Origin of the sequence: Rhodococcus sp. 06-462-5 (assembly GCF_002258315.1) — a bacterium.
Taxonomy (GTDB): Bacteria; Actinomycetota; Actinomycetes; order Mycobacteriales; family Mycobacteriaceae; genus Rhodococcoides.
On the sequence record NZ_NOYD01000013.1, the window covers coordinates 149760 to 163349 of the forward strand.

A 13590-nucleotide genomic window follows, 5' to 3' on the forward strand; every position below is an offset into this window, starting at 1 on the left:
CCTATCCGCCGACAGCAGCGAGATACTCGCTGTAGAACAGAGCGAGTCCGACGGCCGACGCGATGGCGGCCAACAACCAGAACCGGATGATCACCGTCGTCTCGGCCCATCCGGCCAACTCGAAGTGATGATGGAACGGTGCCATGCGGAACACGCGTCGGCGACTGGATCGGAACACCGCGACCTGGATGACGACCGATGCGGCCTCGGCGACGAACAGCGCACCGATGACCACCATGATCAGCTCGGTCTTGGTCACCACCGACAGGCCTGCGATCAGACCGCCGAGGGCAAGGGATCCGGTGTCGCCCATGAAGATCTTGGCCGGCGCGGCGTTCCACCACAGGAAGCCGATGCAGGCACCGGCGGCCGAGGCGCAGACCAGGGCCAGGTCGAGGGGATCTCGAACGTCGTAGCAGCCGGGGGCAGGCCCGGCGGGGCCTGCGCACGCCTGGCGGTACTGCCAGAAGGTGATGACGGTGTAGGCACCGAGCACCAGCGTCATCGACCCGGCTGCGAGGCCGTCGAGTCCGTCGGTGAGGTTGACCGAGTTGGACCACGCGATCACGAGCAGGCAGACGAAGAACACGAAGACCACCGCGGACATCGACCAGGTGGCGATGTCGCGAACGTACGACAGTTGAGTGCTGCCCGGGGTGAGCCCGCTCTCGCTGCGGAACTGCAACACCAGGATCGCGAACAGCACGGCAGCCGTTATCTGACCGACGTACTTGCCGGTGGCGTTCAGACCCAGGTTGCGCTGTTTGCGGATCTTGATGAAGTCGTCGAGAAAGCCGACCAGACCGAGCACCGTGGTCAGGCCGAGAACGAGCAGGGCAGAGGCCGACGGACCGTCCGCGTCGTAGCCGATCCCGATCAGGTGCGAGCCCCAGTAGCCGGCCCAGATCCCGACCAGAATTGCGACGCCGCCCATTGTCGGGGTGCCCCGCTTGGACTGGTGACTCGCCGGGCCCTCCACTCGAATCTCCTGGCCGAAGCCTTGTTTCGAGAAGGTCTTGATCAGCACCGGGGTCAGCAGGATGGCGACCGCGAGTGCGATACCTCCGGCGAACAGGATCTGCCTCACTGCTCACCCTCCGCGGTGGCGCTCGACGCATCGGCCAGCAGGGCGTCTGCGACGGTCCACATCGCACCGGATTGCGAGGCCTTCACCAGCACGATATCGCCGGGACGCACCTCCTCGTGCAGTACGTCGATCGCCGTTTCACGGTCGGGCACCAGCATCGATTCCTCGCCCCACGAACCCTCCATGACCGCACCCTGGTGCAAAGCCCGAGTGGGACGGCCGGAGTCGACGATGATCAGGCGATCGACGTCGAGTCGGACGGCGAGGCGGCCGATCGCGTCGTGCTCGACCACCGAGTCCGAACCCAGTTCGCCCATCTCCCCCAGCACCGCCCAGCTGCGGCGCTTCGGCCCGTCGTCGCGACGCGACATCGACACCAGTGCTTTGAGTGCGGCGCGCATCGAATCGGGGTTGGCGTTGTACGAATCGTTGACGACGGTGACGCCGTCGGCTCGGGTGCGGACGTCCATCCGCCTGATCGACGTCGGTGCGGCGGCCCCGAGCGCCTCGGCAACCTGCGTCAGCGTCGCTCCGCACTCGAGTGCGACGGCCGCTGCTGCGAGAGCGTTGCCGACCTGATGCTCACCGTGCACCGCCAGGGTGATCGGTACCGAGCCGGCTGCACATTCGAGCATGAACGATGCTCTGGCGTCGGTGTCGACCAGCACGTCGAGTGCTCTGATGTCGGCATCTGCATTCCGTCCCACTGTGACGACGGATGCCGTTGTGCGCGTTGCCATTTCGGCGACAAGCCGGTCGTCGATGTTGAGAATCGCCACTCCCCCGTCGGCAGCACTGGGCAGTGCTTCGACCAGTTCGCCCTTCGCCAGTGCGATCGCCGCGCGCGAGCCGAACTCGCCCAGATGCGCGGTTCCGACGTTGAGGACCACCCCGATCCGGGGCGGGGCGAGCGTGGCGAGTTCGGCGATGTGGCCGATTCCTCGAGCGGACAACTCCAGACAGAGGAAGTCGGTCTCGGCATCCGTTCGCAGCGCCGTCCAGGGATGTCCCAGTTCGTTGTTGAACGATCCGGGCGGTGCCACCACCGAACCCAGGGGCTCGAGTACTGCAGAGATCAGATCCTTGGTGGAGGTCTTCCCCGAAGATCCCGTCACGCCGACGACCGTCAGGCCGTGCTCGGCGGTCAACTCGACCACCGACGCCCTGGCCAGAGCGCCGAGGGCGGTCAACACCGCCGCACCGGAGCCGTCCGGGTCGTTCTCGAGTGCCATCGCGCGACTGTCGTGCGGAACCGGACGCACGACCACGGCCGGTACGCCCACCGGACGCGCGGCCAGCACCAGCGCTGCACCTGCGGCAACCGCGTCGACGGCGTGGTCGTGACCGTCCACCTTGGCTCCGGGAAGGGCGAGAAAGATACTGCCGGGGGTCACCTTGCGGGAGTCGAACTCCACCGGTCCCGGCACCACGACCGTCGGATCCGGCACGTCGTGCACCGTGCCTCCGACGATCTCGGCGATGCGGTCGATCGAGAACGGGATCACCGTACGCCCGCGCTCGTGCCGACCCGGCGCGCATCGATGGCCGAGGCGAGTATCACTCGGTCGTCGAACGGATACTTCACGCCCGCTATCTCTTGGCCGGTTTCGTGCCCTTTACCTGCGATCAACACAACATCCCCTTCGCGGGCCCACGCCACGGCCTGTTCGATCGCCGCTGCGCGGCCTGCCACGTTCCGTACTTCACCGCGGGCCTCGTCCGGCACCGACAGCGCGCCGTCCTCGACGGCCTGCCGGATGGTGGCCGGATCCTCGCTGCGCGGGTTGTCGTCGGTCACCACCAACAGCTCGGCACCGCGCGCTCCGGCGGCACCCATCAGGGGACGCTTCGCGGTATCGCGGTCGCCACCTGCTCCGAGAACAACCGCGATCCGTCCGCGCGAGGATTCGCGCAGCGTCGCCAGCACGGCCTCGACGGCTGCAGGTTTGTGTGCGTAGTCGACCACCGCCAGAAAGTTCTGCCCACGATCGATCCGCTGCACGCGACCCGGCACGTCGACCGTCGCGACCCCGCCCACGGCGCTGCTCACATCGGCCCCGGCCGCCGCGCAGGTCGCCAGGGCCAGCACGGTGTTCGCGACGTTGTAGCGCCCCGGCAACCGGACCGAGACCGGCAGCGACCCGCCCTGCGGATCGGCGACGGTGAACGACTGCGTTCCGTCGTCGTGCTTGGCCCAGTCCGAGACCGTCCACTGCGAATCGGTACCGGTCGACGCGGTCACCACGGTCGACCCGGCCGATCGAGCGATGTCTGCCATCCGCACGCCCCACGCGTCGTCGACACAGACGACGGCGGTGTCGGCACGAACAGCCGAGTCGGCCGCGAACAGGCGACTCTTGGCCGAGAAGTAGTCCTCGAGAGAATCGTGAAAATCGAGGTGGTCCTGCGAAAGATTGGTGAACGCGCCGATCGCGAAGCGCGTGCCGTCGACCCGGCCGAGTGACAACGCGTGCGAGGACACTTCCATCACCACCGTGTCGACGCCCTCCTCGACCATGACGGCGAAGAGCGCATGCAATTGCGGAGCCTCGGGCGTGGTGAGCGCGCTCGGTACATGTCGGCCCAGAACCCGTGTCTCGATGGTGCCGATCAAACCGCACCGACGACCGGCTGCGGTCAGGCCGGCTTCGAGCAGATAGGACGTCGTCGTCTTGCCCGACGTACCGGTGATGCCGATGACGGTCATCTTCGACGACGGGTTGCCGTAGACCAGAGCGGAGACAGCCCCCAACACCTGGCGCGGACGATCGTGCACGAGTACCGGAACCTGTCGATCCGTACCTGCGAGGGCTCCCCGCACGATCTCGAGTCCGGCCGGGTCGGTGAACACCGCCACCGCACCACGCTCTACTGCGTCGGCAACGAACTCGGCACCGTGTCGTGACGATCCGGGCAGTGCTGCGAAAAGATCACCGGGAAGAACGGACTGTGCGCGCAGATCGATACCGGTGACACTCACACCGGCGGGGTCGCCCTCGCCGATCGTTGCACCGACCGCGGACGCCACCTCCCGGACTTCGGTGTGCGGTGGATGCGCCGGACGTGAACCCGGAGCCGGTTGTGAATCCGATGACACAGTCACTCCTGCTCCCTTCCTCTCTACTGCCGGCCGCGCGCCTGCCACGGCTCGATCACGCCGTGGCGGCAGCCGAACGAACACGCCCGAGCCGATGTGTCAGATTACCGGCGTCCGGGATCATGATGGCGCCGCCCCGACTCGCGGACCGGCGGGTCGGGATCTCAGTCCGCCTGCAGAACCAGCTTGGGTCCGGGGTCGGCCGACATCGGCACGCTGTCCCGCTGCAGCATCCAGCTGGCGATGTTGTGGAACAGCGGTGCAGCCGACTGGCCGCCCGAACCGTCGGCGCTGCGGGTCGGGGCGTCGAGCATGATCCCGATCACGTAGCGGGGATCGTCGGCGGGCGCGATGCCGGCGAAAGTGATCCAGTAGTTCGAGTTCGAGTAGCACTTGCACTCGGGGTCGACCTGCTGAGCCGTACCCGTCTTGCCACTGATCTGGTAACCCTCCACCCCCGCGGCAACTCCGGTACCGCGCTGGTTTCCGGTGTCGTCCTGGGTGACGGATCGGAACATGTTGCGGACCGTCTTCGCGGTATCGGGACTGACCACGTACACGCCGTCGGGCTGCTGGGTCTCGGTTCGCTGACCGTTGGCGTCCACCGTCGCTTCGACGATCCGCGGCGGGATGCGAACCCCGTCGTTGGCGATGGCCTGATACATCCCGGTCATCTGCAGCAGCGTCATGGACAGTCCCTGTCCGATGGGAAGGTTGGCGAACGTACCGCCCGACCACTGATCGCGGCTCGGTACGTTGCCCGCGCTCTCGCCGGGCAGACCGACATCGCTGCGTTGGCCGAGACCGAACCTGGTGAGCATGTCCGCATAGCGATCCTCACCGACGCGCTGCGCCAGCATCAGCGTGCCGACGTTGGACGACTTACCGAACACGCCGGTCGTCGTGTACGGCGCGACGCCGTGGTCCCACGCATCCTTGACCGACACACCGGACATGAAGATGCTGCCCGGCACCTGAAGCACCTCGTCGGGCGTGGTGAGTCCGTACTCGATGGCTGCGGCCGCGGTGATGATCTTGTTCACCGAACCGGGCTCGAACGGCGTGGTGACGGGCAGGTTGCCCATTTCCTTGGTGCGCTCGTTGTTGCCGACTCCGATGCCGGGGTTGAAGGTGTTGTCGTTCGACATGGCGAGCACCTCGCCGGTGTGCGAATCCTGCACGTACGCCGAGGCGTTCTTCGCTCCCGAAAGGTCTTTCGCCAACTGCACCTGCTGCTGCACGTAGTACTGCAGATCTGCGTCGATGGTCAGTTCGACGGTCGAACCGTTGACGGCAGGCTGCTTGTCCCGCCAGCTTCCGGGGATGACGGCACCGTCGGATCCGCGGTCGTAGGTCTGCGAACCGTCGGTTCCGGCCAGGGTGGCGTCGAGCGCATCCTCCAGACCGAGCAGACCGTGTCCGTCCCATCCGGTGGCACCGACGATGTTTCCGGCCAGCGATCCGCCCGGGTACTCACGGATGTCCTGACGCTCGAGTCCGACCTGCTTGAAATCCTTGCTGATCTTCGACGCCACTGTGGCGTCCACTCCGCGTGCGAGGTAGGTGAATTCGTCGTTGCTCTTCAGCTTTGCAAGCAGATCCTTCTCGCTGATCACATCACCGAGGTAGCTGTGGATGCGGGCGGCGATGTCCTCGAGGTACTGCTCGGTCTCCGGCTCGGTCGGGTCCTTCGCCCGGGCCTCGTCGAGTTCCTTGCGCACCCGAACCGGTTGGAACGTCAATGCTTTGGCTTCCATCGTGAAGGCGATCGGATTGCCGTTGCGGTCCAGGATGGATCCACGCATCGCCGGATCGACGAGAGTGGTGGTGCGTTGCGACGCCGACTCGGCCGACAACCTCGGCGCATCGAATCCCTGAATCCACAGCAACTGTGCCGCCGCGACGGCCAGCGCCAGATACATCAGAACGCGGCCGGTGCCGTGGCGAAACCGAAAGGTGGAGGAGTCGAGACGCTTTCGGCTCGGTGGCCGGCGGCGCGGAGCAGGCGAAGGCCTGGTCACTGCCCGTCACCCGATGCTTCGCCGGTGGGCTCGGGGGCCTCGACCGCAGGTGTTTCGAGCGAGGGGATGCTCATGGGAACCAATTGTTCAGCAAGCGCGGTGTTTCCAGCTCCATTGCTCGAATTCGGCGTGGCGGCGCGGGTGTCGATCGTGCCCGACGTCCGATTCGGCTGCGACGCGCTTCTCGGCGTCTGCAGCTGCGGTGACTGCGTGCTCGGATTCGCGACGGTGCCCTCGCCTGCGGCCGCCGGCGACACCGGATCCAGCGGTGCCACCGGTGCTCCGTCCGCCGGAGCCGGGGTACCGACGACCTGGACCCCGCCGTCCGGCGCGACGATCAGACGCGCGGAGTTCTTCGCCGGGACCATTCCGAGCTCGGCAGCCTTGCGCGCCAATTCCGGAGCCGACTCCGCCAACTCCACATCACGCTGCAGCGACGCCCGCTGCTGAGCCAGTTCGGCGTTGACGGCCTTGGCGGCGCTGAGATCGTAGGAGTCGCCGGCGGACCGAGTGCTCAGGAGCAACGTCAGACCGAGACCGATGGCGAGCAGGCCGATGATCAAGGCGACGAACGGAATTCGCGCGGCAATAGCGCTTCCGTTCAGCGAGGGCCGCGCACCGGCTCCGGAACCATGCGCAGAGTCCGAGGTGTGGATCGACGCGCGCTGCTGTCTGCGCTCGTATGCGCGCAGCGCAGCACCGGATCGTCCACCGCCCTTGCCCGTACGTTCAGGTCGCGAGAGTGGGGCCTGCGGAACGCCCCTGCGCCGCGGGGCCGGAACCCGATTGCGTTGTGTTCCAACGGTTGTGTCTGGAACCGTCATTCCGCTCTCCTTGCAATCCGTTCGGCGGCGCGCAATCTCACCGGAGCCGAACGTGGGTTGACGTCGATTTCTGCATCCGAGGCACGCTCGGCACCTCTGGTCAGGAGCCGGAACTCCGGACCCATTCCGGGTAGCTCGACCGGCAGCCCCTCGGGACTGCGCGACTTGATTCGAGGTGCCAACTCCTGCTTGACAACTCGGTCTTCGAGCGACTGATACGACATGAAGACCACCCGACCGCCGACAGCCAACGCGTCGAGCCCGGCAGGTACCGCCGCCTTCAACGACTCCAGTTCGCCGTTGACCTCGATACGCAGGGCCTGGAAGGTGCGCTTGGCCGGGTGTCCGCCGGTGCGCCGCGTTGCGGCCGGAATTGCGGCATAGAGCAATTCGACCAACGGGCCGCTGGTGGTGAAGGGCGTGTGCTCTCGGCGACGTAGTACAGCGGAGGCGATCTTGCCGGCGAACCGTTCCTCGCCGTAGGTGCTCAGGACCCGTGCGATGTCGCCGTGCGAGTACGTGTTGAGGACGTCCGCGGCGGTGATTCCCACGGTCGGATTCATTCGCATGTCCAGTGGGGCGTCGATGGAGTACGCGAATCCGCGGTCGGACTCGTCCAACTGCATGGATGAGACTCCGAGATCGAACAGGATGGCGTGAACGGAGTCGACCGCAGGCAGTCCGGCCTCGTCGAGCGCTTCGGCGATGCCGTCGTAGGTCGTGTGCACCAACGTGATTCGATCGGCGAACGGAGCCAATCGGGCTCCGGCCAACTCGAGCGCGTCAGGATCCCGGTCGAGTCCGATGAGATGCAGGTGCGGATAGGTCCGTAGGAAGTGCTCGGCGTGACCGCCGAGTCCGAGTGTCGCGTCGATCATGACTCGGGTACCGCCGGTGGAATCGAGTGCCGGTCCCAGTAATTCGTCGGCTCGTTCGAGACGAACCGGAACGTGGACCGGGCCTGTGGATCGACGTTGGGTTCGGTCGACGGACGAGTCGCTCTCGTCCGGTCCGGTGCCCTCCGTCATGGTTCCTCCCGGTCGCGCGTACGTACTTCTCGCCCGGGTCCGGGCCGTGCGGGTCGCCCACCGAAGCCGATGCGAATGCATCGAGGTCCCTGTCCGATAGGGAACCTGGCGTTGGGGAAGAACGTCAGGGTCCTGATCTGCGAAACCTGGCGTTGGGGAAGAACGTCAGGGTTCTGATCGGGCAGAGGCCTCGCTGCACTCGCAGGCGACCTGGTCGGGCTACAAGATCCCTCCGAGGGATTCGTCGAAAGCGTCGGAGAAATCCTGCTCGTTCTCAGCGGAGTAGCGCGCCCACGCTTCGTCGTTCCAGATCTCGATGAAGTCCATCGAACCGATCACCACGCAGTTTCGTTCGAGCCCCGCATAGCGGCGATGCTCGGGACTGATGGTGATGCGACCCTGTCCGTCCGGCCGCTGTTCGTCGGTTCCCGAAAAGAACTGGCGAACGTAGGCACGGGCTTTGGGGTTGGCACGAGAAGCCGCCGTCAGCTTCCGAGAGCGCTCCGCGAAGTCGGCCGCGGTGTAGACAGCGAGGCTGAAATCCTGCCCCTTGCTCACCATGACCCCTCCTGCAAGCGCGTCCCGAAACTTGGCCGGCAACGTGAGTCGACCCTTGTCGTCGAGCTTCGGCGTGTAGGTACCGAGAAACACTCGCCACCTCCAGCCTCGACTCTCCGCTGCGGACCACTTTACCCCACTCTCCCCCACTTCGAACCATTCACGGCCGGAAAACTTTGGAGAAGTCACTGTCTGTGCAGGTCAAGAGGCAGAAGATCGACTCCGCCTTCAGCGAGGCCGCGGGCCACGCCGAGGCGTGGATTCGGAGAGTATGGCCCACCGGTCCGGCAACGAAGGGGCCTGACCAGCGGCTCGACACCGGCAGTGGTGGGCGACGGTCGATCTCGACCCTCCAGTGGGGCTTGTGTGGGGAAAAGTGGGGAACGTGGGTGAAAGTGGGGGACGTCGGGGAGGCACCCCGGAACTCCCGTGCGCGGAACAGTCGAGCCGGCCCTCTACGCGGAGCGGAGGGCTGCAGTCGATCGGGCGGCGACTGTTCGAGGGCAGAAACGACAACAGCACCTCACCCGAAGGTGAGATGCTGTTCTACGTTGACGCGTGAAGTTGTGGAGACGAGCCGGTACGGGTCGGTTCGCGGAACCTCAGTCCTGCTCGAACCTCTTACGGAACCGATCTTCCATACGAGAGGTGAAGCTGCCGCCTTTGCGACCACCCTTCGATTTCTGCCCGGTACTACGCCCGGACGTTTCGGCAGCATCATTGGCTGTACTGCCTTCGTCCTGCGACGCCGCGGCTCCCTTGTTGGAACCGCCGAACAGGAACAGTGCCCCGGCACCGAACATGAACAAAAAGCCGATGAGACTGACGACGAGAAAACCCAGACTGTTCGTCGACAATGCAACACCGGCGACGAGCAACACGAGTCCCACTACGAACAGCGCGGCAGCCTGAAAGCGCCTCCTGCTCGACGCCGCGCGTACGCGACCGCCCCTCACATGAGACGCGAATTTGGGATCCTCGGCGTAGAGAGCGCTCTCGATTTGGTCGAGCATGCGCTGCTCGTGCTCGGAGAGTGGCACGGTACCTCCCCCTGCACAGATATTGAAGGTCATTTCGGTTCCGAAACGACGGGAAGCTGACCTTGGCGGCTACCTGCTGTCGATGATACGAGCTGAATCGGCCGCTTACCACCTACTCGGTCGATGTGTTCCTGAGAAACACCGAAGTTTTCGAGACGCACGTCCCGAAAACCTTGGGCGAACACCGTATGACGTGGCGATTGTCACCTGACGTCCAGCTCGGTGCGCTACGCCGACAAGGGTGCCGTCATGGGGTCGACGGACGCGAATCGAGCCTGCCCGCCGAGTCGATCCTCGACCGAGTTCAGAAAACGACCGACGTGGCGATGGAAATCGTCGGCATCGAGATCTGCGATCGTGCTCGACGCGCCGGCCTCGACCGCAGCCCTGGTGGCGGAGAAGGACGCGAAATAGTCGGCCCAGACGGCGAGATCCGGTGCCGCCTTTGCCATCAACACCCACGCACTGCGCGAACGAGGACGCGCTCCGATCGAATTCGGCAACGACGCCAGCACAGCTGCCGCGCCTTTCAGTGCGGCGGCGTAGCTGCCGAGAAATCGATCTCCGGCATCGCTCTCCCCGATGGACTCGGACAGCAGAGCATCGGCTCGGCCCAGCAGAATCTGAGCCTGACGCGACACCGGCGACCGCACTCCGGCATCGAATGCCTTCGTGATCGTCATACTCGAACACCTCCAGTTCGAATCTCCGGCGCGCACCTGGCGCGGCCGGAACCGTGGCGAAGCCTTACAGTCGAACTCCGGAGAATCCGACTCGAAGATCCGAGCCGAAGCCACCGGCGCACTCGGCCCCGATTGTCGAACACCCGTTCGACACATTCAATATAGCCGTGCCCACCGACAAGTTGCCGAAGAAAGGTTGAGAACAGTCGTCACCGATGCGCGGACAACGCCGTACCTGGTCGATCTGACGCCCCCGGAATTCCGCCAGCGGCTGTTCGAGGCACTGTCCATCTACGTGGAGGCCATGGGCTATCCGCGCGGAACCGAACAGAGCCGAGCCCCGATGTGGAGCGAACACCTGCACCGGCCGGGCTGGCGAGCGGTCGGTGCACTGCTCCCCGACACCGATCCGACACAGGCCGATTCGCTGGTGGCCGTCGCATACGGCTATCACGGTGCCGCGCACCAGTGGTGGCATCAACAGGTACGTGACGGATTGCGGCGCACGGGGCACTCCCCGCAGAGCGTCGAAGCCACGCTCGAGAACTACTTCGAGCTCACCGAGTTGCACGTCCTCCCGAGTGCTCAGGGGCACGGCCTCGGCGGGCGACTGTGCAGCCGACTGTTGGACGGCGTCTCCGCCGACAGGGTGATGTTGTCCACACCGGAAGTAGCCGAAGAGGACAACCGAGCCTGGCGGCTGTACCGGCGGCTCGGCTTCGCGGACGTACTACGCGACTTCACCTTCGCCGGCGACCGACGCCCCTTCGCAGTCCTGGGCCGCCGGTTGCCTCTCGACGGGCCAGTAGCCTGAAGATGTGATCGATGCTGTGGTGGTGGGCTCCGGCCACAATGCCCTGACCTCCGCCTGTTACCTGACCGATGCCGGCATGTCGGTCGAGGTTCTCGAGCGCGACTCCGTCGCCGGTGGCGCGGTCTCGACGGTGGAACGCTTTCCCGGCCACCGGGTCGACCGTGGTTCGTCGGCGCACATCATGATTCGGCACACCGGCATCGTCGAGGAGCTCGGACTCGCCGAGTTCGGACTGCGCTACATCGACTGCGACCCCTGGGCGTTCGCGCCGGGAGCCGTCGGCACCGACGAACGCGGCATCGTCTTCCACCGCAACCTGGACCGAACCTGCGACTCCATCGCCGCCGCCTGCGGCGCGGCCGACGCGCGTGCCTACCGCAGCTTCGTATCCGTCTGGGGTCCCCGCAGCGAACGCACCATGCGTGCATTCGGTGGGCCACCCACCGGTCCGAAACTGCTCCGATCCTTCTGGGGCCTCGGTGCGCCCGACGGCGGCAGCATGCTCTCGCGGGAATTCCTCGCCACCGGCGATTCCCTGCTGGACGAGATGTTCTCGAGCGAACGGCTCAAGGCCGCGCTCGCCTGGTTCGGCGCACAGTCGGGTCCGCCGATGTCCGAGCCTGGTACCGCACCGATGGTCGGCTTCGCTGCCCTCATGCACACCCTTCCGCCGGGCCGCGCCGTCGGCGGAAGCGGCGCACTGACCGAGGCGATGATCGCGCGGCTGCAGCGCGACGGTGCCGAACTGACGCTCGGCGACGCCGTGACCTCGCTCGTACGCCGCCCGAACGGCTGGACCACCAGGACCGCGTCGGGACGGGAGATCGACAGCCGCATCGTCGTGGCCGGTTGCCACATCGTGACCACCCTCGGCCTTCTCGAGGTCGGCGGACACGACTCGGCGCAGATCGCGCGGTGGCGCAGCACGATTCGGGTAGGGCCCGGGATCGGTACTGCGGTCAGACTGGCCACCGACGCCCTACCGACGTACCCGAGCGCCGACCGAATCGAGGACGGCACCCACGGTCTGGCGCTGCTGGTACGCGACCGCAGCCAGTTGCGGTTGGCGCACGGGCACGCGCTGGCCGGCGACCTGCCGCCCACCCCGGCCGTACTGGGAATGTCCTTCAGCGCACTCGATCCCACCATCGCGCCGCCGGGACAGCACCAGATCTCACTGTGGTCGCAGTGGCATCCCCACACCCTCGCCGACGGCAGACAGTGGCGATCGGGCGTCCCGGGCGAGCGCTCGTTGGCCGAGTTCGAGGCGGATCGGATCGTGGCCGAACTGGACCGGTACGCGCCCGGTTTCGCCGAATCCGTGTTGGATCGGTTCGTTCAATCGCCGCCGGACATCGAACGTGAGCTCGGTCTGGTCGGAGGCAACATCATGCACCTGGACATGTCGTTGGACCAGATGATGATGTGGCGACCGCATCCTCAACTGGCCGGGCATCGGGTCCCCGGTGCCGACGGGCTCTATCTCACCGGCGCATCGACCCACCCCGGCGGAGGGGTCACCGCGGCCAGTGGTCGGTCGGCCGCGCGAATCGCGATCGCCGACGCCCGCGCAGCCCGCCGTCGCACGTTCTTCGGAAGGAAACGGGAATGAAGGTCGTTCCGATCGTCGTGGCGGCCGCTGCCGTCGGCTGCCAGATCGTCTACCCACTGGTGTCGGGATCGACCAGGGACACAGTGACGGTGGCGGTGGTGGCCCTGCTCGCGCTCGCGTCGATTCTGCACGCGGCGCTGAACCGCGGCGTCGTGTGGGCCACCATCCTCGTCGTCGTGACCGCGGGAACCGGATTCGCATCCGAACTCGTCGGCACGGCCACCGGAATCCCGTTCGGCGAATACTTCTACGCGCAGGATCGCTTGGGTCCGAGCCTGTTCGAGGTACCTGTCGTGGTTCCCCTGGCCTGGACGGCCGGGTTCTACCCGATCTGGTGCGCGGTGACCTTCGTCGTCGGCCGTCTCGACGCGACGCAGGCGCGCGCCACCGCACTCCGAATCGCGGCGGTGGCAGTGGGGATGGTCGGCTGGGACCTCTACCTCGATCCACAGATGGTCACCGACGGACAGTGGACCTGGACCGCCGGTTCCGTCGGGCTGCCGGGAGTGCCGTCGATTCCGCTGACCAACTATCTCGGCTGGCTGTTGGTGGCCACGCTGATGGCTGCGGTGATGGAATTGCTCGACCGCGCCGTAGGTCGCCCACGGCCGTCCGACGACGCAGTGCCCATCGGGTTGTTCCTGTGGACGTGGCTCGGGTCGGCGCTCGCACACGCGGTGTTCCTCGACGGTCCGGAGCTCCGCTACTCGGCGGTGTACGGGTTCGTCGTCATGGGCGTCGTCGGCATACCGCTGTTGTGGAATGCCCGTCTGTCCAGGAACACCCGACACGCCTCGCTGACAACCCCTGCCGACTGACATCACCT

General features: G+C 66.1%; 12 protein-coding genes. 3 read left to right on the forward strand and 9 right to left on the reverse strand.

All coding sequences use genetic code 11. The features are described 5' to 3' along the window. Position 1: 1 nt before the first annotated feature. From mraY to CH251_RS08065, 9 genes are all read right to left on the reverse strand, one after another. Positions 2-1087 carry a phospho-N-acetylmuramoyl-pentapeptide-transferase gene (gene mraY / locus CH251_RS08025; RefSeq protein WP_032394385.1) on the reverse strand — a complete coding sequence of 362 codons (1086 nt, stop codon included), beginning with the start codon at positions 1085-1087 and terminating at the stop codon, positions 2-4. Then, on the reverse strand, positions 1084-2592 hold the full coding sequence (gene murF, locus CH251_RS08030; RefSeq protein WP_094612676.1) for a UDP-N-acetylmuramoyl-tripeptide--D-alanyl-D-alanine ligase: 1509 nt from the start codon (positions 2590-2592) through the stop codon (positions 1084-1086). Before murF ends, mraY begins: the two co-directional genes overlap by 4 nt. Then, the gene (locus CH251_RS08035) at positions 2589-4190 is read right to left on the reverse strand and encodes a UDP-N-acetylmuramoyl-L-alanyl-D-glutamate--2,6-diaminopimelate ligase (RefSeq protein ID WP_094612925.1); all 1602 of its coding nucleotides are present in this window, start codon (positions 4188-4190) and stop codon (positions 2589-2591) included. The genes murF and CH251_RS08035 overlap by 4 nt, the downstream gene beginning before the upstream one ends. 158 nt (positions 4191-4348) lie before the next feature. Beyond that, positions 4349-6205, reverse strand: a complete 1857-nt coding sequence (locus tag CH251_RS08040) for a penicillin-binding protein 2 (RefSeq protein ID WP_094612677.1) — start codon at positions 6203-6205, stop codon at positions 4349-4351. Then, positions 6202-7029, reverse strand: a complete 828-nt coding sequence (locus CH251_RS08045) for a hypothetical protein (RefSeq protein WP_256978890.1) — start codon at positions 7027-7029, stop codon at positions 6202-6204. Before CH251_RS08045 ends, CH251_RS08040 begins: the two co-directional genes overlap by 4 nt. Next, the gene (gene rsmH / locus CH251_RS08050) at positions 7026-8057 is read right to left on the reverse strand and encodes a 16S rRNA (cytosine(1402)-N(4))-methyltransferase RsmH (protein WP_094612678.1); all 1032 of its coding nucleotides are present in this window, start codon (positions 8055-8057) and stop codon (positions 7026-7028) included. The genes CH251_RS08045 and rsmH overlap by 4 nt, the downstream gene beginning before the upstream one ends. A gap of 219 nt (positions 8058-8276) precedes the next feature. Next, complete coding sequence (mraZ, locus tag CH251_RS08055; RefSeq protein WP_027497352.1) at positions 8277-8708, reverse strand: division/cell wall cluster transcriptional repressor MraZ; 432 nt, start codon at positions 8706-8708, stop codon at positions 8277-8279. Between the two features lie 509 nt (positions 8709-9217). Further along, positions 9218-9655, reverse strand: a complete 438-nt coding sequence (locus CH251_RS08060; protein ID WP_094612679.1) for a DUF3040 domain-containing protein — start codon at positions 9653-9655, stop codon at positions 9218-9220. A gap of 227 nt (positions 9656-9882) precedes the next feature. Continuing rightward, positions 9883-10338 carry an SAV_6107 family HEPN domain-containing protein gene (locus CH251_RS08065; protein ID WP_052049323.1) on the reverse strand — a complete coding sequence of 152 codons (456 nt, stop codon included), beginning with the start codon at positions 10336-10338 and terminating at the stop codon, positions 9883-9885. 196 nt (positions 10339-10534) lie between these two features. Between CH251_RS08065 and CH251_RS08070 the strand changes: the two genes are divergently transcribed. Genes CH251_RS08070 through CH251_RS08080 form a run of 3 tightly spaced genes read left to right on the forward strand, consistent with a single transcriptional unit; the run spans position 10535 to position 13582 of the window. Then, positions 10535-11152: an N-acetyltransferase gene (locus tag CH251_RS08070; RefSeq protein ID WP_094612680.1), complete on the forward strand. Its 618-nt coding sequence runs from the start codon at positions 10535-10537 to the stop codon at positions 11150-11152. A 4-nt stretch (positions 11153-11156) separates the two neighbouring features. Continuing rightward, the gene (locus CH251_RS08075) at positions 11157-12764 is read left to right on the forward strand and encodes an NAD(P)/FAD-dependent oxidoreductase (RefSeq protein WP_094612681.1); all 1608 of its coding nucleotides are present in this window, start codon (positions 11157-11159) and stop codon (positions 12762-12764) included. Continuing rightward, complete coding sequence (locus CH251_RS08080) at positions 12761-13582, forward strand: carotenoid biosynthesis protein (protein WP_094612682.1); 822 nt, start codon at positions 12761-12763, stop codon at positions 13580-13582. Before CH251_RS08075 ends, CH251_RS08080 begins: the two co-directional genes overlap by 4 nt. Positions 13583-13590 lie beyond the last annotated feature (8 nt).